General features: G+C 69.5%; 16 protein-coding genes and 3 tRNA genes. 9 read left to right on the top strand and 10 right to left on the bottom strand.

The window, feature by feature from the left end; genetic code table 11:
* Positions 1-3: 3 nt before the first annotated feature.
* The 8 genes from DFP85_RS08190 to DFP85_RS08225 form a co-directional block, all read right to left on the bottom strand.
* Positions 4-1941, bottom strand: a complete 1938-nt coding sequence (locus tag DFP85_RS08190; RefSeq protein ID WP_133635807.1) for an aconitate hydratase — start codon at positions 1939-1941, stop codon at positions 4-6.
* Entirely contained in the window at positions 1934-2455 is a 522-nt protein-coding gene (locus tag DFP85_RS08195; RefSeq protein ID WP_133635808.1) for a TRAP transporter small permease, read from the bottom strand. The genes DFP85_RS08190 and DFP85_RS08195 overlap by 8 nt, the downstream gene beginning before the upstream one ends.
* An 11-nt stretch (positions 2456-2466) precedes the next feature.
* Positions 2467-3513 carry a TRAP transporter substrate-binding protein gene (locus DFP85_RS08200; protein WP_133635809.1) on the bottom strand — a complete coding sequence of 349 codons (1047 nt, stop codon included), beginning with the start codon at positions 3511-3513 and terminating at the stop codon, positions 2467-2469.
* A 74-nt stretch (positions 3514-3587) separates the two neighbouring features.
* Positions 3588-4877, bottom strand: a complete 1290-nt coding sequence (locus tag DFP85_RS08205; protein WP_133635810.1) for a TRAP transporter large permease — start codon at positions 4875-4877, stop codon at positions 3588-3590.
* Positions 4878-4889: 12 nt separating this feature from the next.
* Positions 4890-6107, bottom strand: a complete 1218-nt coding sequence (locus tag DFP85_RS08210) for a CaiB/BaiF CoA transferase family protein (protein ID WP_133635811.1) — start codon at positions 6105-6107, stop codon at positions 4890-4892.
* Positions 6108-6131: 24 nt separating this feature from the next.
* Entirely contained in the window at positions 6132-6851 is a 720-nt protein-coding gene (locus DFP85_RS08215) for a GntR family transcriptional regulator (RefSeq protein WP_243737241.1), read from the bottom strand.
* A 235-nt stretch (positions 6852-7086) separates the two neighbouring features.
* A tRNA-Thr gene (locus DFP85_RS08220) sits at positions 7087-7162 on the bottom strand.
* Between the two features lie 41 nt (positions 7163-7203).
* Entirely contained in the window at positions 7204-8019 is an 816-nt protein-coding gene (locus DFP85_RS08225) for an acyl-CoA thioesterase (RefSeq protein ID WP_133635813.1), read from the bottom strand.
* 84 nt (positions 8020-8103) lie between these two features.
* Here DFP85_RS08225 and tadA point away from each other — a divergent pair, with 84 nt between their 5' ends.
* Entirely contained in the window at positions 8104-8589 is a 486-nt protein-coding gene (gene tadA, locus DFP85_RS08230; RefSeq protein WP_133635832.1) for a tRNA adenosine(34) deaminase TadA, read from the top strand.
* Here tadA and mltF read toward each other — a convergent pair whose 3' ends face one another.
* On the bottom strand, positions 8590-10053 hold the full coding sequence (gene mltF / locus DFP85_RS08235) for a membrane-bound lytic murein transglycosylase MltF (RefSeq protein ID WP_133635814.1): 1464 nt from the start codon (positions 10051-10053) through the stop codon (positions 8590-8592).
* 159 nt (positions 10054-10212) lie between these two features.
* Between mltF and purL the strand changes: the two genes are divergently transcribed.
* Positions 10213-14163, top strand: coding sequence for a phosphoribosylformylglycinamidine synthase (gene purL, locus DFP85_RS08240; protein ID WP_133635815.1), 3951 nt, complete (start codon positions 10213-10215; stop codon positions 14161-14163).
* Between the two features lie 79 nt (positions 14164-14242).
* Here purL and DFP85_RS08245 read toward each other — a convergent pair whose 3' ends face one another.
* Positions 14243-14743 carry a hypothetical protein gene (locus DFP85_RS08245; protein ID WP_133635816.1) on the bottom strand — a complete coding sequence of 167 codons (501 nt, stop codon included), beginning with the start codon at positions 14741-14743 and terminating at the stop codon, positions 14243-14245.
* 261 nt (positions 14744-15004) lie between these two features.
* Between DFP85_RS08245 and radD the strand changes: the two genes are divergently transcribed.
* The 7 genes from radD to nadA all read left to right on the top strand — a co-directional run bounded on the left by radD (position 15005) and on the right by nadA (position 21153).
* Positions 15005-16837 carry a DNA repair helicase RadD gene (gene radD, locus DFP85_RS08250; protein WP_133635817.1) on the top strand — a complete coding sequence of 611 codons (1833 nt, stop codon included), beginning with the start codon at positions 15005-15007 and terminating at the stop codon, positions 16835-16837.
* A 126-nt stretch (positions 16838-16963) separates the two neighbouring features.
* A complete protein-coding gene (locus tag DFP85_RS08255) occupies positions 16964-17902 on the top strand; it encodes a segregation and condensation protein A (protein ID WP_133635818.1) in 939 nt (312 codons plus the stop codon).
* Positions 17899-18759: an SMC-Scp complex subunit ScpB gene (gene scpB, locus DFP85_RS08260; RefSeq protein ID WP_133635819.1), complete on the top strand. Its 861-nt coding sequence runs from the start codon at positions 17899-17901 to the stop codon at positions 18757-18759. Before DFP85_RS08255 ends, scpB begins: the two co-directional genes overlap by 4 nt.
* Entirely contained in the window at positions 18756-19613 is an 858-nt protein-coding gene (gene rluB / locus DFP85_RS08265) for a 23S rRNA pseudouridine(2605) synthase RluB (protein ID WP_106230635.1), read from the top strand. Before scpB ends, rluB begins: the two co-directional genes overlap by 4 nt.
* Positions 19614-19694: 81 nt before the next feature.
* Positions 19695-19770: transfer RNA gene (locus tag DFP85_RS08270), tRNA-Lys, on the top strand.
* A 30-nt stretch (positions 19771-19800) separates the two neighbouring features.
* A tRNA-Lys gene (locus DFP85_RS08275) sits at positions 19801-19876 on the top strand.
* Between the two features lie 248 nt (positions 19877-20124).
* Positions 20125-21153, top strand: coding sequence for a quinolinate synthase NadA (nadA, locus tag DFP85_RS08280; protein WP_133635820.1), 1029 nt, complete (start codon positions 20125-20127; stop codon positions 21151-21153).
* Positions 21154-21343: the final 190 nt, after the last annotated feature.

The following is a 21343-nucleotide window of genomic DNA, read 5'->3' on the forward strand; positions in this document are numbered from 1 at the left end:
CGTTCATGGTGGAGAGGAGAGGTAGTTGATCACCCCGCCGGCGGCGAGGATCGCCTGCTGGCGGGGGCTGAGCTCATGGACCAGGGCCAGGGGGCTGCCGTCATCCAGGGTCGCGGTGACCGCGCGGCCGGCGGCGAGCTGCTCGCGCCAGCCCTCGATACGCACCCGGGTGCCCCGGGTCAGCCGCGCCCGGTCGGCCGGGTCGGCCAGGGTCAGCGGCAACACGCCGAAGCAGGGCAGGTTCTGCCAGTGGATACGGGCGATGCTCTCGGCGATCACCAGTTGCAGGCCCAGCAGGCGCGGCACCAGGGCGGCATTCTCGCGGCTCGAGCCCTGGCCATAGTTGGCGCCGCCGACGATGGCGTGGCCGGCGTCGCCCTGCTCGCGGGCGCCGCTGACGTAGTCGGGGTCAAGGGCCTCGAAGAGGTGCTCCGCCGAGGCGTGGACATTGCTCCAGAGCGGCAGGACCCGCGCGCCGGCGGGCATGATGTCGTCGGTGGAGACGTTGTCGCCCACCGCCAGCAGCACCGGCAGCTCCAGGGTCTCCGGCAGCGGCGCGATCAACGGCAGCGGCGGGGTGTTGTCGGTGGCCAGCAGCTCGACGCCGCGGGCCTGGTCGGCGGGCAAGGGCGGCAGGAACCAGGCATCGTCGAGGGCCATGTCGGCGGGCTCGCGAGGCCGCGGGCAGGGCATGTCGAGGGTGCGCGGGTCGGTGATCACGCCGTGAAGCGCCGAGGCGGCAGCGGTCTCGGGACTGCACAGGAAGACGCTGTCCTCGCGGGTGCCGGAGCGCCCGGGGAAGTTGCGCGGCACGGTGCGCAGGCTGTTGCGACCCGCCGCCGGGGCCTGGCCCATGCCGATGCAGCCGTTGCAGCCGGGCTGGTGCAGGCGGGCCCCGGCGGCGACCAGGGCGCCCAGGTGGCCCTCGTCGATCAGCGCGGCGAGGATCCGCCGGGTCGAGGGATTGACGTCCAGGGAGACGTTGCCGGCCACGTTCCTGCCCTTGACGATCTCGGCCACCACCGCGATGTCGCGGTAGCCGGGATTGCCCGAGGAGCCGATGTAGGCCTGGTAGAGTGGTTGCCCCGCGACCTCGGCCACCGCCACCACCCGGTCGGGGCTGGAGGGCAGGGCGATCAACGGCTCGAGACGCGAGAGGTCGAGGCGCTCGGTGCGATCGAAGCGACAGCCCGGGTCGGCGGCGAGCGGGCGCCAGTCGGCCTCGCGGCCCCGTGAGCGCAGAAAGTCGCGCGTCACCTCATCGCTGGGGAAGACGCTCGCCGTGGCGCCCATTTCGGTGCCCATGTTGGCCAGCACGTGGCGGTCCATGGCGTCGAGCGTGGCCAGGCCCGGGCCGTGGTACTCGAGGATGCAGTTCTTCGCCCCGGCGACCCCGTGGCGGCGCAGCAGTTCGAGGATCACGTCCTTGGCGCTCACCCAGTCGGGCAGCTTGCCCTCCAGGCGCACGCCGACGATCTCCGGCATCGGCAGGTAGAGCGGCTGGCCGGCCATGGCCATGGCCACCTCGATGCCGCCGGCACCGATGGCCAGCATGCCCAGCGCCCCGGCCGCGGTGGTGTGGCTGTCGCAGCCCACCAGGCTCTGGCCGGGCACACCGAAGCGCTCCATGTGCACCGGGTGGCTGATGCCGTTGCCCGGGCCGCTGTACCAGACCCCCAGGCGCTCGCAGGCGCTCTTCAGGAAGAGGTGGGAATCGGCGTTGATGTTGTCCTGCTGGATCAGGGTGTGATCGATGTACTGCACGCTGGGCGAGGTGTGCACCCGCTCGAGGCCCATGGCGTCGAGCTCGAGCATCACCAGGGTGCCGAGGATGTCCTGCAGCAGAGCCTGGTCCATGCGCAGGGCGATCTCGCGGCCGGGCACCATCTCGCCGCCCACCAGGTGGTCGCGGATCAGCTTGTGGCTCAGGGTGTCAGCCATCGGAGGTCACCTCCTCGTCGTGGCCATGGCGCAGGCGCAACAGGGCGCAGCCGGCATCGATCAGGAACTGCAGGCCCAGGGCGGCGAAGCCGATCGGCAACAGCGCATAGGGATAGATCATGGGGGTGCCCAGCGAGCTGGAGACCCGTTCGCCGTACTCCAGCGCCTGCAGGGCCATGATGCCGCCGCGCCACACCAGGATGGTGCAGAAGGCGACTCCCAGCAGCCCGGTGGCCAGGTCGATGGCACCGCGCAGGCGCCACGGCAGCTTGTCCTTGAAGTAGGTGATGCGGATATGGGCGTCGTGGCGCTGCGCCTCGGCGGCGCCGATCACGGCCAGATAGACCAGCAGGAAGGAGTTGATCTCCAGACTCCAGCTGGTCGGGGCCGTGAAGACGTAGCGCATGATGGCGTCGTAGCAGATCGACGCCATCATGAACACCAGCACCGCCATCGACGTCCAGCGCAGGACGGCCAGCAGGCCGTCCCAGCCGCGCAGGGCAGTCATCGTCATGGCACTCTCCCTCAGGCCTCGCCCAGGGCCAGCGCGATGGCGCGACTGCCGACCTCCTCGCCGACCTCGCCCTTCCAGTGGTCCCAGACATCCTGGACCCCAGCATTGAAGGTCTCGAGGTCCTCCTCGGTGGGCTCGACGATCTCGACACCCGCCTGTTCGACCTGGGGCCAGTACTCGTTGGGGTAGATGTCGTTGTTGCAGTGTTCGATGAAGTTGGCGTCGTACCAGTCGGCGGCCTTCTGCAACACGGCACGGACGTCGTCGTCGAGGTTGTCCCAGGTGTCGCGCAGCATGAAAGGCGCCACCGAGAAGCCGGTGATCGGCAGCTTGTAGCAGACCTTGAGCTGCTCCTGCAGGCTGCGGCCGATGACCGTCGAGATGTTGAAGACCCCCGCGTCCACGGTGCCCCGCTGCAGGGCCATGTAGGTCTCGGAGGAGGGGATACGGGTGGCGCCCACGTTGTAGGGCTCGAAGGCCTGGGTGGCCTCGAAGCCGACGATGCGCACCTTCTTGCCGCGCACCTCGTCGAGGCGGCGGATCGGGCTCGCCTCGGTGCTCCACAGGTACTCCGGCTCGAGGATCCCGCCCCCGGAGGTGAGCATGTAGAGGTTCTCCTCGGCCAGCACCTCGTTGATCAGCGTCATCAGCGGGCTGCCCTGGCGCAGGCGCTCCGGGTGGCGGTAGAGCTCGCCGACCACCCCGGGGAGGCCTGTGACGCCGAGGATCGGGATCGACCGGGTGATGTAGGAGAAGGTGTGGAACATGAAGTCGATGCTGCGCGCGCGCAGCGCCGGCAGCTGCTCGTCCACCTTGAGCAGCTGGCCGGAGTCGTAGAAGTCTACCGAGAGGGCGTCGCCGCCGTTCTCCTTGAGCATCTCCACGAAGCGGTTGGAGCCGTAGGTCAGCGCCTTGTAGGAGTCGGGCAGGTAGGTGACGCCGGTGAGGGTGGTGGCGGCGTGGCTGCGGGGTGCCAGCAGGCTCTGGGTGCCGAACAGGGTGGCGCCGGCGGTGGCGAAGGTGCCGTACTTCAGGATTTGGCGACGGGACAGAGTCATGGTGAATCTCCTGCTTGTTGTTGTGATGGGTTACTTCACTGACGAGGGTTACGGACGTTGCTACCACACCGGGGCTACATCAGCCCCGGCAACCACAGGCTGATGCCGGGGAAGAACACAAACAGCATCAGCACGAGGAACTGCACGGCGACGAAGGGCAAGGCGCTCCTGATGATCTCCTCCACCGAGAGCTCGGGGCAGACTCCGCGCAGCGCGTAGAGGTTGAGCCCCACCGGCGGGGTGACCACGGCGATCTCCAGATTCAGCACCATGACGATGCCGAACCACAGCGGGTCATAGCCCAGGGCGGTGATCAGCGGCAGCAGCACCGGGGTGGTCACCACGATCAGCGATACGGCATCGACGATCATGCCGAGCAGGATCAGCAGCAGCATCACCGCCACCAGGATCGCCCAGGCGGGCAGGCCGGTGGCGGTGAGGGCCTCGGTGAGCAGCTGCGGGACCCGCACCATGTTGAGGTAGTCGCCGAAGATCTTGGCGCAGCCGATGATCAGCAGGATAGCGCCGCTGATCCGGGCGGTAGTGGCGAGTATCGACAGGAACTTCTTCCAGCTGAGGCTGCGAAACACCACCGTGGCGATCAGGAAGGCCCCGGCGGCGCCGATGCCGGCCGCCTCGCTGGGGGTGGCCAGGCCCGAGTAGATGGAGCCCAGCACGGCCACCACCAGCAGGGCGGCGTGCCAGATATTGGCGAGGCTCTGGAAGCGCTGCTTCCAGGTGAAGCGCTCCTCGCTTGCTGGTGCCTCGGCCGGGTTGAGGCGCACGCGGATGTAGATGAACAGCGACAGCGCCAGGGCCAGCACGATGCCGGGCACGATGCCGCCGATGAAGAGGTCGGCCACCGAGACGCTGGAGACCGCCCCGTAGATGATGAAGGGCACGCTGGGCGGGATCAGCATGGCCAGCGCCCCGGCGCTGACCACCGCGCCCGCGGCCAGCGAGCGGCTGTAGCCGCGCGCCAGCATCTGCGGCACGGCGATGGAGCCCACCGCGGCGACGCCGGCGAGGCTCACCCCCGAGACGGCCCCGAACATCGCCGACGCCCCCACCGAGGAGATCGCCAGGCTGCCGCGCAGCCAGTTGAGCCAGCGCACCGCGGCGGTGAACAGGCTCGAGCCCACCGGCGTGGCGCCCAGGAAGTTGCCCATCAGGATGAACAGCGGCAGGGCGATCAACTCGAAGGCGTTGAGCTGGCCGAACAGCGACGAGGGCGCGAAGAAGAAGGCCAGCGAGCCGCGGGCCATGTAGAGCCCGACCAGGCCGGAGAGGCCCAGGGCCAGGAAGATCGGGAAGCCGATGGTGATCAGCACGACCAGCACGACCAGGACGATGATGGGATCCATGGGCTGTCGTCCTCAGATCACGCCGTCGGCGCGCAGGGCGTCGAGGGCCTCGGGTGCCAGACCCAGCCAGCCGGTGAGCACCTGCTCGGTATGCTCACCCAGTGCCGGCCCCACCTCGCGGACGCGTCCCGGCGTGTCGGAGAGCCGCGGGAAGACGTTCTGCATGGGGAGGGGGCGGCCGTGGCGATCGGGCACCTCGACGATCGACTCCCGGGCCTGGAAGTGCGGGTCCTCGAGCATGTCCGGGGCACGGTAGACGAGCCCCGCCGGGACGCCGGCCTCGGCCAGGATATCCACCACCTGCTGGGCGTCGTGCTCGCGGGTCCAGGCGGCGACCAGGTCGTCGATAGCCGCCTGGTGCTCGCCGCGGGCGCGGTGGGTGGCGAAGTCGGGATGGTCGGCGAGGCCCGGCTGGCCCATCGCCTCGCAGAGGCGGCGGAACACGGTGTCCTGGTTGGCACCGATGATCACGTCGCGGCCATCGCGGGCCGGGTAGGCGTTCGAGGGGGCGATCTTGGGCAGGAAGCTGCCGCTGCGCTCGCGCACCTTGCCGGCGCGGGCGTACTCGGGGACCAGGCTCTCCATCATCGCCAGCACCGACTCGAAGATGCTGCTGTCGACCACCTGGCCGCGGCCACTGCGGTCGCGCTGGTGCAGCGCCATCATGGTGCCGAGTGCCGCATGCAGGCCGGCCAGGGTATCGCCCAGCGAGATGCCCACGCGCACCGGCGGGCGGTCCGGGTAGCCGCTCAGGTGGCGCAGGCCCCCCATGGCCTCGCACACCGAGGCGAAGCCGGCCCGCGAGGCGTAGGGACCCTCCTGGCCGAAGCCGGTGACGCGCACCATCACCAAGCGTGGGTTGTGGCGGGAAAGCGCCTCGTACCCCAGCCCCCAGCGTTCCATGGTACCGGGGCGGAAGTTCTCGATGATGACGTCGGCCTGGCTGGCCAGCTCGCGCAGCAGTTCCTGGCCGCGGGGCTGTCGCAGGTCCAGGGTCAGCGACTGCTTGTTGCGGCCGATGACGTTCCACCACAGCGGTTCGCCGGTGTCGCGGTCGGCCTCGCCCCACTGGCGCATGGCGTCGCCCTTGCCGGGCGGCTCGACCTTGATCACCTGGGCGCCGAAGTCGGCCAGTACCTGGCCACAGTAGGGTCCGGCAATCAGCTGGCCCAGCTCGAGGACCTTGATGTCGCTGAGGGGCGTCGGGGTTTGTGTGTCGTGCGGCGTCATTGTTGTTGTGGTGCCTCTTGGGTGTCAGTGGGAGGAGGCCCCCGGCGGGGCGCCGCCGGGGACGTCGGTTGACCGGACATGCAGGGCCTGGGCGGCCAGCAGATGGGCGCGCATCACGTGCTCGGCCCATTCGGGGCTCCCGGCGACGATGGCCTCCAGGATCTCGCGGTGATGGCGCATGCTGCGGCGCAGGTTGGTGAGGTCGTAGTTGCCGAAGTTGCGGCGGATCACCGAGGTGCGCACCACGCTCTCCAGCACGCTGGCCAGGCGCTGGTTGTCGCTGGCCAGCACCAGCTCGCGGTGAAACTCGTGGTTCAGGAAGGCGATCTCGTTGCGCACGCCGGGGTCGGTCTCGACGCGCTCGGTCAGGGCCTCCATGCGCTCGGCCAGTGCCTCCAGGCGGCCCAGCCGGGCCCGGTCCAGGCGCTCGCTGGCCAGCCGCACCGCCATGGGTTCCAGCACCAGGCGCAGCTCGAAGACCTCGCGGGCGTCCTTCTCGGTCCAGGCGACCACCCGGGCGCCATGGTGGGGGATCGCCTCGAGCCAGCCCTCTGAGACCAGCTCGCGCAGCGCCTCGCGCACCGGCGTGCGGCTCACCGCGAGCTCGCGGGCGACGCTTGCCTCGCGGATGTAGTCGTGGGGCCGGTAGCTGCCGTCGAGGATGCGCTGCTTGATCGCCTCGTGGACCTGGGCGGTGGCCGTTCTGGCGACGGGGGCGGCATCGAGGTGTCGGGGTTGGCTCACGGCGGATGTCCTGGATTGCATGCAATCTGCAAGATAGGAGAGAAACGGGACGCCGTATCACTAGACTTTAGGCTAGAGTTGCATGCAACTGGAGGGGCGAGACCTGACCTGGCGCTGAGAGTGGAGAAGGCAGGGCGGCGCTCCGATGGGCGCTGCCTGCTTGCCGCCTGAACCGGCCGGAAAGAAAAACGGCCACTGCCTCGATGAGCCAAGTGACCGTTTCTTCAGGAATTTCTGGTGCCGCAAAGAGGATTCGAACCTCCGACCTACGCATTACGAGTGCGTTGCTCTACCAGCTGAGCTATTGCGGCGCAGGGGCATGGTAGCGCCGCGCAGGACCCGATGCCAGGCGTCAGCGGCGCAGCCGGGTCAGCCCCTCCTGGGCGCTGGAGGCGACCAGCCGGCCCTGGCGGTCGTAGATGCTGCCGCGGGCGAAGCCTCGTGCGCCGCCGGCCCAGGGGCTGTCCATGTCGTAGAGCAGCCAGTCGTCGACCCTGACGTCATGGTGGAACCAGAGGGCGTGGTCGAGGCTGGCGATCTGCAGCTGCGGGTCGCGGAAATCGATGCCGTGGGGCACCAGGGCGGTGGTCAGCAGATTGAAGTCGGAGCTGTAGGCGAGCAGGCTGCGATGCAGCGCCTGGTCATCGGGCAGCTCGCCGACCAGCCGGAACCAGAGGCGCTTGCGTGCCGGTCGGCCCGCCTCGGCCTCGTCGCCCAGGTGCAGGAATTCGATGGGGTGGCCGGGGAAGCGCTCGAGTCGGGCATCGCTGTCCGCCAGCGTCTCGGGCGGGGCGACCTCGGGCATGGCGGGCTGGTGGGCGATGCTCTGCTCCTCGCCGTGGAAGGAGGCGCTGCAGAAGAAGATCGGCCGTCCCTTCTGGATGGCGGTGACCCGGCGGGTGGTGAAGCTGCCGCCGTCGCGCACCGCATCGACCTGGTAGACCACCGGGCGATGCGGGTCCCCCGGGCGCAGGAAGTAGCCGTGCAGGGAGTGGGTCCGTCGCGCCGGATCGACGGTCTGGCTGGCCGCCGAGAGCGCCTGGCCCAGCACCTGCCCGCCGAACAGCTGGGGCAGGCCCAGGTCCTGGCTGCGGCCGCGAAACAGGTTCTCCTCCAGGGCCTCCAGGCCGAGCAGGTCCACCAGGGCGTTCAGGGCATCAGGCTTCATCGGTCTCCTCCGGGGTGATGGCGTGCCGGCCATCGGTATCATACGATCGTCTGAATGCCATCCAGTCTACGGGAGTTCACGACAGTGCGCAGCGACGAGTTCTACATGCACCGGGCGCTGGACGAGGCCCGGCGGGGACTGGCTGCCGGCGAGGTGCCGGTGGGCGCCGTGGTGGTGGACGCCGCGGGCGAGATCGTCGGCGCCGGCTTCAACGCCCCGGTGGGGGCGCACGACCCCAGCGCCCATGCCGAGATCCGGGCCCTGCGCGATGCCGGCGAGCGGCTCGGCAACTACCGGCTGGACGGCTGCACCCTCTACGTGACCCTGGAACCCTGCCTGATGTGCACCGGGGCGATCATCCACGCCCGCCTGGCGAGGCTGGTCTATGGCGCCGCCGAACCGCGTAGCGGCATGGCGGAGTCGAAGGCCAACCTCTTCGCCCAGCCCTGGTATAACCATCGGGTCTCGGTGGAGGGCGGGGTGCTGGCTGGCCGCGCCGCCCGCCTGCTGCGGGACTTCTTCGCCGCGCGACGCGACGCCACCGGGCACGAGGCAGGCGGGGACCGCTGACTAGAGGACGGGTGGTACCTGCTCGAAGAGGGCGCTCTCCTCCTCGTCGGGCAGGCGCGCATTGAGTTCATGAAACTGCTCCTGGCTGCGGTCCAGGTAAGCCAGGATCTCGTAGTAGCGCCGGATGTTACGCACATAGATCACCGGTTCGCCGCCGCGGGCGTAGCCGTGGCGGGTCTGGCTGTGCCACTCGCGCTCCTGGAGCAGCGGCAGCGACTCGCGCACGTCGCGCCACAGATCCGGGTCGCCGCCGCGCTGCTCGGTGATCCTGCGGGCATCGTAGAGGTGGCCGAGGCCGACATTGTAGGAGGCCATGGCCATGAACAGGCGGTCGTCGCCAGTGATCGACTCCGGCAGCCGCTCGATCAGCTGACGCAGGTAACGGGCGCCGCCATGGATGCTCTGGGCCGGGTCGAGCCGGTTGTCGACGCCGAGGTCGCCGGCGGTGGCGTTGGTCAGCATCATCAGCCCGCGCACGCCGGTGGGGGAGGTGGCCCTGGGCTTCCAGTGGGACTCCTGGTAACCCAGCGCGGCCAGCAGCTTCCAGTCGAAGCGGGTGTTGCGGGCGGCCTCGCGGAACAGCGCGGTGTAGCGGGGCAGGCGCTCCCGGGCATGGGCGATGAAGGTTCGGGCGCCCACGTACTCCAGGTAGTCGTCGTGGCCGAAGTAGCTGGCCACCAGGGCGTCGAGCTCGCCGTCGCGGCGCAGCTCGTCGAGGAAGCGGTTGGCGGCGTTGACCAGGCCCAGCCCCCGTCCGGCGGGGAAGGCCCAGGCCAGGGAGAGCGGCTTGCCGAGGGGAAAGCCATCCTCGACCTCGGGGAAGAACAGCCGGTTGAGGCGGAACTGGTGCTCGAAGACCACCGCGGCATCCAGGGTGCCCCGGGCCACCTGGCCAAGCAGCTCGGCCACTTCCAGTTCGCCGGACTCCTTCCAGCTCAGCCCGGGGTGCTCGGCCTGCAGCTCGCGCAGCACCCGGTCGGTGCCGGAGCCGCGCAGGGTGCCGATCTCCAGCCCCTCCAGCTCGGCGATCGTCTCCGGCGGGTGCAGGCCGCGGCGATAGACCAGCAGCGGCTGCAGGAGCATGATCGGCCGGCTGAAGAGCAGGCCGTCCAGCGTCGGGTCCAGGGGCAGGGCGGCGGCGCCCAGGTCGCCTTCCTCGCGCACCGCGTCGAGCACGCCCTGAATATGGTGGTCGGCGTCCAGGGTCAGGCTGACCCCCAGGTGGTCGGCGAAGCGCCGCATCAGCTCGTATTCGAAGCCGGTGGGGCCCTGGCGCCCTTCATAATAGGTGGTCGGGGTGTTGCGGGTATGGACGCTGAGGAAGTCGCGCGCCAGTACCTCCCCCAGGTGCGGACCCTCGGGCATACCGGAACGCCCGGGCAGCAGCGCCAGCAGGAGGGCACTGCACAGGAGGGCGGCCCCGCGCCACTGGCGCCGGGCAGGGTCGGTCGGGAAAGCGGGCATGTGGGCGACGTGCGGCGATGAGACCCTCAACCTTAACCAGCCCACGGGCGGCTGTCACCTACGCCGATTTCTCGCGCCCGGCGCTTTCCAGTATCATGTGCGCTCGTTGCCGCCGGCCGCGGCCCCGAATTCTCCCCCCTGTTTCAGAGGCTCCAGGATATGCTCGAACTGCGAGGCGCGCCCGCCCTATCTGCTTTCCGTCATGCCAAGCTGCTGGACGCCCTGCGCGCATCCGTTCCCGAGGTCGAGTCCCTGCACGCCGACCATGTCCACTTCGTCGACCATGACGGCGACCTGGGGGACGACGAGCGGCGCCTGCTGGAGCAACTGCTCGACTACGGCCCGGCGCGCGCTGAGGAAGGCCGCGCCGAGGGCCAGCTCTTCCTGGTGGTGCCGCGTATCGGCACCCAGTCGCCCTGGTCCTCCAAGGCCACCGACATCGCCCATAACTGCGGGCTGGACAGGGTGCGGCGCATCGAGCGCGGCGTGGCCTACCGGGTGAAGGTCGCCGGCGCCCTCTCCGAGACCGCCTTCGAGCAGATCCGGGCCGCCCTGCACGACCGCATGACCGAGAGCGTGCTGGCCGATGCCTCCGACGCCGCCCGGCTCTTCGCCCACCACGCGCCGGCGCCGCTGGGCAGCGTCGATGTGCTCGAGGGCGGCCGCGAGGCGCTGGTCACCGCCAATGCCGAGCTGGGGCTGGCGCTGGCCGAGGACGAGATCGACTACCTGGTCGAGGCGTTCCGCGATCTGGGCCGCAACCCCACGGACGTCGAGCTGATGATGTTCGCCCAGGCCAACTCCGAGCACTGCCGCCACAAGATCTTCAACGCCGACTGGGTAGTGGACGGCGAGGCGCAGAGTCATTCGCTGTTCCGGATGATCAAGAACACCCATGAGTGCTCGCCCGGTGACATCCTCTCCGCCTACAGCGACAACGCCGCGGTGATCAGGGGCTCGGAGGCGCCGCGTTTCTTCCCGGCGCCGCTCTCCGGCAAGGAGGGCGAGCGCGCCGTCTATGGCAGCACTCGGGAGCCGATTCAGATCCTGATGAAGGTGGAGACCCACAACCACCCGACGGCCATCGCCCCGCACCCCGGGGCGGCCACCGGCGCCGGCGGCGAGATCCGCGACGAGGGCGCCACCGGCATCGGCGGCAAGCCCAAGGCGGGCCTGACCGGCTTCACCGTCTCCAACCTGCGCATCCCCGAGTTCGTGCAGCCCTGGGAGGCCTTCGACTACGGCAAGCCCGAGCGAATCCAGTCGGCGCTCGAGATCATGCTCGAGGGTCCCATCGGCGGCGCCGCCTTCAACAACGAGTTCGGCCGCCCGAACCTCGCCGGCGTCTTTCGCACCTACGAGCAGGACGCCCTGGGGCATGACGGCATCGAGCGTCGCGGCTACCACAAGCCGATCATGCTCGCCGGCGGCTACGGCAATATCCGCGACGGCCACGTCCAGAAGGGCGAGATCCCGGTGGGCGGAAAGCTGATCGTGATGGGCGGCCCGGCGATGCTGATCGGCCTGGGCGGTGGCGCGGCCTCCTCCATGGCCTCGGGGACCTCCAGCGCCGACCTGGACTTCGCCTCGGTGCAACGCGGCAACCCGGAGATGGAGCGCCGCGCCCAGGAGGTGATCGACCGCTGCTGGGCGCTGGGCCGCGAGAACCCGATCCGCTTCATCCACGACGTGGGTGCCGGGGGCCTCTCCAACGCCCTGCCGGAGCTGGTCAAGGATGGCGAGCGCGGCGGCCTCTTCGACCTGCGTGCCGTGCCCAACGCCGAGCCGGGCATGAGCCCGCTGGAGATCTGGTGCAACGAGGCCCAGGAGCGCTACGTGCTGGCGGTGGCGCCGGAGGACCTCGCCACCTTCGAGGCACTGTGCGAGCGCGAGCGCTGCCCCTATGCGGTGGTGGGCGAGGCGAGCGAGGCGCATCATCTGGCGGTGACCGACGGCCACTTCGAGAGCCAGCCGGTCGACCTGCCGATGAGCGTGCTGTTCGGCAAGCCGCCGAAGATGCAGCGCGAGTTCCAGCGTCGGGACAAGACGCTCTCCGGGGTGATGCTCGACAACCTCGACCTTCGCGAGGCCATGGACCGCGTGCTGCGCCTGCCCGCCGTGGCCTCCAAGAGCTTCCTGATCACCATCGGCGACCGCTCCATCACCGGCCAGGTGGCCCGCGACCAGATGGTCGGCCCCTGGCAGGTGCCGGTCGCCGACGTCGCCGTGACCACGGCGAGCTTCGACACCCATGCCGGCGAGGCCATGGCCATGGGCGAGCGGCCGCCGGTGGCGCTGATCGACCCCGCGGCCAGCGCCCGCCTGGCGGTGGCCGAGACCATCACCAACCTGGCCGCCGCGCCCATCGACAAGCTCGGCGATATCAAGCTCTCCGCCAACTGGATGAGCGCGGCCGACCACCCGGGCGAGAACCAGGCGCTGTATGACGCCGTCCACGCGGTGGGCATGGAGCTCTGTCCGGCACTGGGCATCGCCATCCCGGTGGGCAAGGACTCCATGTCCATGCGCACCGCCTGGGAGGAGGAGAACGCCCAGGGCGAGGCCGAGGAGAAGAGCGTCACCTCGCCGCTGTCGCTCTCCGTGACCGGCTTCGCGCCGGTCAGCGATGCCATGTGGACCCTGACACCCCAGATCAACCTGGAGCAGGACGAGTCCGACCTGCTGCTGATCGACCTGGGGGGTGGCCGGAACCGCCTGGGCGGCTCGGCCCTGGCCCAGGTCTATGGCCAGGTGGGCAACGAGTGCCCGGACCTGGACGACCCCGAGGACCTCAAGGCCTTCTTCGCGGTGATCCAGGGGCTCAATGCCGAGGGCACCCTGCTGGCCTACCACGACCGCAGCGACGGCGGCCTGCTGGTGACCCTGCTGGAGATGGCCTTCGCCGCCCATGCGGGCCTCGAGATCAAGCTCGACTGGCTGATCGACGAGCCCGTCGACGCCTTCAACGCGCTCTTCGCCGAGGAGCTCGGGGCGGTGATCCAGGTGAACCGCCGGCACACCGAGGCAGTGCTGGCCCAGTTCGCCGCCGCCGGCATCGAGACCTGCGGCGTCATCGCCCGGCCGCGCTACGACGACCAGGTGCGGGTGACCCTCTTCGAGGAGCCGCTGCTGGAGACTACCCGGTTGCTGGCCGAGCGCACCTGGGCCGAGACCAGCTACCGCCTGCAGGCGCTGCGCGACAACGCCGACTGCGCCAAGAGCGAGTTCGATGGCCTGCTCGACGGTCGCGACCCCGGGCTCAGTGCCCAGCCTACCTTCGAGGTCGACGAGGACATCGCCGCCCCCTATGTCCAGGCACCCCAGCTCAACAAGACGCGCCCGGCGGTGGCCGTGCTGCGCGAGCAGGGCGTCAACGGCCAGCTGGAGATGGCCTGGGCCTTCGACCGCGCCGGCTTCGAGGCGGTGGACGTGCACATGAGCGATATCCTCGAGGGGCGGGTGTCGCTGGAGGCGTTCAAGGGCCTGGTGGCCTGCGGCGGCTTCTCCTATGGCGACGTGCTGGGCGCCGGCGGCGGATGGGCCAAGTCGGTGCTCTTCAACCCACGCGCCCGGGAGCAGTTCGCGGCCTTCTTCGCGCGCGACGACAGCTTCTCCCTGGGGGTGTGCAACGGCTGCCAGATGCTCGCCCAGCTCCGTGAGCTGATCCCCGGGGCCGAGGCCTGGCCGCGCTTCGTGCGCAACGAGTCCGAGCAGTTCGAGGCCAGGGTCTCCATGGTGCAGGTGGAGGAGAGCCCGTCGATCCTGCTGGCCGGCATGGAGGGCTCGCGCCTGCCCATCGCCGTGGCCCACGGCGAGGGCCGCGCCGAGTTCCGCGACAGTGCTCACCTGCGCGGCATCCAGGGCAGCGGCCAGGTCGCCCTGCGCTTCCTGGACAATCATGGCCAGGTGACCACCCGCTACCCGGCCAACCCCAATGGCTCGCCCTCCGGCATCACCGGCCTGACCACGCCCGACGGCCGGGTCACCATCATGATGCCGCACCCCGAGCGGGTGGTGCGCGCGGTGACCAACTCCTGGCGGCCCGCCGAGTGGACCCGCGACGGCGCCTGGATGCGCCTGTTCCGCAACGCGCGTGTCTGGCTGGGCTGATCCCAGACGACACGGAAGGCGGCCCGAGGGCCGCCTTCCGTCATGACGGGGTCGTGTCAGGATCGTGTCGCGTTGCCGGTCAGGCGCGGCGGCGCTCTCCCGAAGCGGTGCCGCGATCGAGGCAGTGCTCGCTCAGGATGGCCAGCTCCGCCCGCTTCTGGCGGGCAATCGCCTCGAACTCGTGGCCCAGGGAGGAGGCCGCGCCGAATTCGCCGAGCCGCACATAGAACTGCCGGGACACGGCGGCATCGGCCATGGCCTGGGACAGGGCGTCCCGCGCCATCATCAGGCTGTCGATCAGCCCCGGTGGTGACACGGCCCGCGCCGTCAGGCGCGTGTCCGCCTCGATGTGCGGTGCCTCCAGGCCGAGGCGACGTGCGGCCCGGGCGAGGCCCGACAGGCGCGTCTCGCACTCGATGCCCAGCGTCGCCATCAGCCGGCTGGTGGCGCTGCTGAAGGCGAGGAAGCGGAAGGCGAGGCCGCGGTAGCGCTCGAGTTCGTCACGCTCATGGTCGCGGGCAAGGCCCAGGAGCTCCTCGGGCAGCAGGCGGGGGGTGCCGGTTGTTGGAATTGTGTGCATGGCGCTCTCCTCTATCGGGAGTCTTGGAAAGGTGCCATGCTCAAGCAGGCTAGCGACGTTCGACATGACCCGGATCAAGTTTCTGCCGGTCGCGCCTGCGAAGCGTCGATCTCATACGTGGCCTGTCGGCAATGTCGTCGGTTTCCTGACCGGCTGGTCGATGATTCGGGAGGCCGAAGGGCCATTACGCTTCGCTTGCCCCCTGACGAGCGTGCGACGCCTCGCTAAGATGGCGGCCCGTCTCGCCATCCCGGACCCTGCATGCCTGCCTCCGCCGCTCCCCCATCCCGTGCCGCGCCGCCCTCCCTGCGCCCCTACCAGCAGGAGGCGGTTCGGCGTGTCGTGGCGCATTTCCGCGGCTCCAGCGAGCCGGCGGTGGTGGTGCTGCCCACCGGCAGCGGCAAGTCGCTGGTGATCGCCGAGCTGGCGCGCCTGGCCCGGGGGCGGGTGCTGGTGCTGGCCCATGTGCGCGAACTGGTGGAACAGAACCACGCCAAGTACCTCGCCTACGGCCTCGAGGCCGATATCTTCAGCGCCGGCCTGGGGCGCAAGGAGACCGGGCGCCAGGTGGTGTTCGGCTCGGTGCAGTCGGTGGTGCGCAACCTCGAGCGCTTCGCCGCGCCGGAGCATCCACGCGGCCCCTTCACCCTGCTGGTGGTCGACGAGTGCCATCGGGTCTCGCCGGCCGAGGACTCCAGCTATCGCCAGGTGATCGATCGCCTGCGCGCGGCCAACCCGCGCCTCAAGATCCTCGGCCTCACGGCGACCCCCTATCGTCTCGGCCAGGGCTTCATCTATCACCGTCACCACCACGGCATGGTGCGCGGCGAGGCGGAGAGCTTCTTTCAGGAGTGCGTCTTCGAGCAGCCGCTGCGGCTGATGGTCAAGCAGGGCTACCTGGCCGAGCCACGGCGCATCGATGCCGCCGTCGAGCGTTATGACTTCTCGGCCCTCGCCCCGGGCTCCAGCGGACTCTTCCGCGAGGAGGAGCTCAACCGGGTGGTGGCCGGCCACCGCGCTACCCCGGGCATCATCGCCGAGGTGGTGGCGCGGGCCGCCGACCGCCAGGGGGTGATGCTCTTCGCGGCAAGCGTCGCCCATGCCGAGGAGATCCTCGGCTACCTGCCGGCGGGGGAGGCGGCGCTGGTCACCGGTGAGACGCCCTCTGCCGAGCGCGAGCGGCTCATCGGCGCCTTCAAGGCCCGCGAGCTCAAGTACCTGGTCAACGTGGCGGTGCTGACCACCGGCTTCGACGCGCCCCATGTGGACCTGATCGCCATCCTGCGCCCCACCGAGTCGGTGAGCCTCTACCAGCAGATCGTCGGCCGCGGCCTGCGCCTCTCGCCGGGCAAGCGCGACTGCCTGGTCCTCGACTACGCCGGCAACCCCTGGGACCTCTATGCCCCGGAGGTGGGCTCGCCCAGGCCCGCCTCCGACAGCGAGCCGGTGCAGGTCGAGTGCCCCGCCTGCGGCCATGCCAACCTCTTCTGGGGCAAGCGTGACGGCGAACTGGTGATCGAGCACTTCGGGCGGCGCTGCCAGGGGCTGGTGCATGCCGAGCGCGGCAGCCCTGGCGCGGCGTCGGGCGCCTGTAAACAGCGCCAGTGCGACTTCCGTTTCCGCTTCAAGGTGTGTGGCGACTGCGGCGCCGAGAACGATATTGCCGCGCGGCGCTGCCACGGCTGCCAGACCCTGCTGGTGGACGCCGACGACAAGCTGAAGGAGGCGCTGCGCCTGCGCGATGCGCGGGTGCTGCGCGTGGCCGGCATGCAGCTCGAGGCCACGGTCAACGGCCGCGGCCTGCCGCGATTGAAGGTGACCTATCATGACGAGGACGGTGCCACGCTGTCGGAGTGGTTCGCCCTGGAGACCCCGGCCCAGCGCGCCGCCTTCTCGGCGGCCTTCCTGCGTGACCACCTGCGCGCCCCGGGCGTGCCCTTCCGTCCCACCACCCCCGAGGAGGTGATCGTCGAGCGTCGGCGCCTGCGCCACCCCGACTTCGTGGTGGGGCGCAAGGTGGGACGCCACTGGCAGGTGCGCGAGAAGCTCTTCGACTACGTCGGGCGCTATCGCAAGGCCGCTGAGGCGGAGTAGGGGGCCTGTCGCCGGTAAAGCCCTGCGCTCCCGGTAGCCCGGCCAGCTGAGTGTCAGAGCTGTCTCCAGCGCCGCGCTCTTGCTAGACTGCCCCGTTGTTCCTGCGTCCCCGGAGAGGCACGTCGCGTGAGCGTCACCCCCGATACCGCCAGCCCCCAACAGACCGATGCCGCGGCCGGCCACGCCGCGGTGCTGGGGCGGCTGTTCGACGAGCCGATCACCCAGCTGCCGGAGGATCTCTATATCCCGCCGGAGGCGCTGCGCGTCTTCCTCGAGGCCTTCGAGGGGCCGCTGGACCTGCTGCTCTACCTGATCCGCCGCCAGAACCTGGATATCCTGGCCATCGACGTCGCCGCCATCACCCGCCAGTACATCGAGTACGTGGAACTGATGAAGGCCATGGAGATCGAGCTGGCCGGGGAGTACCTGCTGATGGCGGCCATGCTGGCCGAGATCAAGTCGCGCACCCTGCTGCCGCGCCCGCCGAAGGAGGGCGGTGACGACGAGGAGGAGGATCCGCGCGCCGAGCTGATCCGCCGGCTGCAGGAGTACGAGCGGCTCAAGCACGCCGCCGAGTCGCTGGCCGAGCTGCCGCGCCTGGGGCGTGACTGGTTCCCGGCCCGGGCGGCCCTGCCGTCCCTGGAAGCACGGTTGATCCACCCCGACGTGGAGCTCGACGAGCTGCTCGGGGCCCTGGCCGGCATCCTGCGCCGCGCGGAGCTCAACCAGGCCCACCAGATCAGCCGCGAGGGGCTCTCGACCCGGGAGCGCATGCTGGCGATCATGGAGCGCCTGGACCACGAGCACTACACCGCCTTCGAGGCGCTGTTCACCCTCGAGGAAGGGCGGGCCGGGGTCATCGTCACCTTCATGGCGATCCTCGAGCTCGCCAAGGAGGCGATGATCGAGATCGTGCAGAATGCCCCGCTCTCGCCGATCCACGTGCGGGCGCGGCTGGACGAACAGGAGGCCTACGCGCCGGAGGCCCTGGAAGAGGGCGAGGGCGACGAGAGCCCCTTCGACGATGACCGTCGCGACAACCCGGACGGGAGCGATCCGGCATGACCGCCATGGAGTTTCCCGATGCCCTGGACGAGATCCTCGAGGCGGCGCTGCTGGCGGCCGGGGAGCCGCTGGGGCTGGAGCGTCTGGAGGGGCTGTTCGATGACCACGAGCGCCCGCCGCGGCGTGCCCTGCGCGAGGCCCTGGAACGCCTGGGGGGCCGCCACGAACGGGGGGCCATGGAGCTGATCGAGACCGCCTCGGGCTACCAGCTGCGTATCCGCCCGCGCCTCTCGCCCTGGGTGTCACGGCTCTGGGACGAGCGGCCCCAGCGCTACTCCCGGGCGCTGCTGGAGACCCTGGCGCTGATCGCCTATCGCCAGCCGGTGACCCGCGGCGACATCGAGGAGGTGCGGGGCGTGACGGTGAGCGGCTCGATCATGCGCACCCTGCTCGACCGCGGCTGGATCCGCGTGGTGGGCCACCGCGACGTGCCGGGGCGCCCGGCGGTCTATGCCACCACGCGAAGCTTCCTCGATGACTTCGGCCTCAAGACCCTCGACGAACTGCCGCCGATGCACGAGCTCAAGCACTTCGAGGAGCCGACGCTGGAGGAGGAGCCACCCCCGCCCCAGCACGAGCTGCTGGCCCAGGCGGACGAGGCAGTCGATGGCACGACCGAGGCGGACGAGACAGACGACCAGACGTTGCCCGAGGCGGGCGACGAGGCGGCCCAGCAGGCCGCCGACCCGACGGCCGGGAGGGCCGACGAAGACGAACACGCCGGGACGGCGTCCGAGCGGGCAGGGCTGAGCTTCGCCGATCTGGAGGCTCGCCTGTCCGAACGTGCCCGGAGCCGCGTCGCCGATGACGCTGCCCCGGGGACGGAATCCACATCCAGTGAGAATGACGACCGATGAGCACTACCACCGAGAAACTGCAGAAGGTCCTGGCACGCGCCGGGCTGGGCTCGCGCCGCGAGATGGAAACGGCCATCGCCGACGGCCGGGTCAAGGTCAATGGCAAGGTGGCGACCCTGGGCGACCGCATCGAGATGCGCGACCGGGTGGCCCTCGACGACCGCCCGGTGACCCTGCGCGGCGCCGAGGAGGTGCCGCGCCGGGTGATCATGTACAACAAGCCCGAGGGTGAATTGTGTACACGCAAGGACCCGGAAGGGCGGCGCACCGTCTTCGATCGCCTGCCGCGCCTCAAGGGCGAGCGCTGGATCGCCATCGGCCGCCTGGACATCAATACCAGCGGCCTGCTGCTGTTCACCACCGACGGGGAACTGGCCAACAAGCTGATGCACCCCTCCACCGAGGTGGAGCGTGAGTATGCCGTTCGCGTGATGGGCGAGGTGAAGAAGGAGCAGGTGGTGGCCATGGTCGAGGGCGTGATGCTCGACGACGGACCGGCGCGCTTCACCGACGTCCAGGAGTTCGGCGGCGAGGGCATCAACACCTGGTTCCACGTGGTCATCATGGAGGGCCGCAATCGCGAGGTGCGCCGGCTCTGGGAGTCCCAGGGGCTGACCGTCAGCCGCCTCAAGCGGGTGCGCTACGGCAATATCTTCCTCGACAAGCGCACCAAGGCGGGCGAGTGGGTAGAGCTCTCCCAGGACGAGATCGATGACCTCTCGGCGACGGCGGGTCTGGAAGCACGCAAGGTGCCGGAGCTGACCCCGGACGAGAAGAACCGCTGGAGCCGCGACAAGCACAAGCGCCGCCCGGTGCAGGCCATGCGCAAGCCCAAGGGCCAGCGCGGGCGCTGAGCAAGGTTCCGCCTTGCGACCAATGGCAAAAATCGCTTGCCATCACGGGGGCAGATCAGTAATATCTGCACCCGTTCGGAGGGGTCGTTAGCTCAGTTGGTAGAGCAGTTGGCTTTTAACCAATTGGTCGTAGGTTCGAATCCTACACGACCCACCATCCGAGCCTGAATGCTTGCCTGCAAGCACCGGGTCGTTAGCTCAGTTGGTAGAGCAGTTGGCTTTTAACCAATTGGTCGTAGGTTCGAATCCTACACGACCCACCAGATTCGCGCCCCCGCCTCCTCGTGAGGCGGGGGCGTTCTGCGTATGGGGCAAGGTAACGCCTCCTTGGCAGACTTTCCTCACCCGAAACGAACAATCGCCGGCCAATCTGGTCTAGAATGGCGTTGGGTCGGCCATCGCGAGAGACGCAGCGGTTGGCCCTCTGGCGTGTTGCCCCGTGCGGAGTGCACGAGCGGCGGCACCTGGTGTAACGCAGGGGGAGCCCCTGCCGGTCACAGTGGTAGACACGATGACGATCATGACTTCCCGTGCCGATCTGCGCGAGCAGCTCGCACGTACCTACTGCCCCACCCGCATTCCCGCCGAGGACGAGGCGCGCATCGAGGAGATCAAGCGTCTGCTCGAGGCCCATAATGCCGTGCTGGTGGCGCACTACTATACCGATGATGCCATCCAGCAGCTCGCCGAGGAGACCGGCGGCTGCGTGGCCGACTCCCTGGAGATGGCCCGCTTCGGTGCCCGCCACGAGGCGGATACCCTGGTGGTGGCCGGCGTGCGATTCATGGGCGAGACGGCCAAGATCCTCTCACCGGAGAAGCGGGTGCTGATGCCCACCCTGGAGGCGACCTGCTCGCTGGACGTGGGTTGCCCGGCCGACGAATTCAGCGCCTTCTGCGACGCCCATCCCGACCGCACCGTGTTGGTCTATGCCAACACCTCCGCGGCGGTGAAGGCGCGTGCCGACTGGGTGGTGACTTCCTCCATCGCCGTGGACGTGATCGAGCACCTCCAGGCACGCGGCGAGAAGATCCTCTGGGCCCCGGACAAGCACCTGGGGGGCTATATCCAGAAGCAGACCGGCGCCGACATGCTGCTCTGGGACGGTGCCTGCATCGTCCACGAGGAGTTCAAGGCCCAGGGCGTCGAGGACCTCAAGGGGCTCTACCCCGAGGCAGCCGTGCTGGTTCACCCCGAATCGCCGGCCTCGGTGGTCGAGCTGGCCGACGTGGCGGGCTCCACCTCCCAGCTGATCAAGGCGGCGAAGGAGCTGCCCCACGACAAGCTGATCGTGGCGACCGACCGCGGCATCTTCTTCAAGATGCAGCAGGCGGTGCCAGAGAAGACGCTCTTCGAGGCGCCCACCGCCGGCCATGGCGCAACCTGCAAGAGCTGCGCCCATTGCCCCTGGATGGCGATGAACGCCCTGGACAACCTGGCCGGCACCCTGCGTGATGGCTCGGGCGAGATCTTCGTCGACGACGCGCTGCGCCTGGCCGCCCTCAAGCCGCTGGAGCGGATGCTCAACTTCCAGAAATAACAGCGGCCAGGCCATAAGCGCCGAGCTACAAGAAACCCCCGAAGGCTGAGGCCTCCGGGGGTTTCCTTTGCTGCGGGTGATTTCACGCTGTTGGCTGATGTGCCCCCGGTTTTGTAGACACCTTGCCGACAACCGAAGGTAAGGTGCTATGCGCTTGAAAACTCGACGTCAGTTCTCGCTAGAGTTCAAA

The organism is Halomonas ventosae (assembly GCF_004363555.1).
Taxonomy (GTDB): Bacteria; Pseudomonadota; Gammaproteobacteria; order Pseudomonadales; family Halomonadaceae; genus Halomonas; species Halomonas ventosae.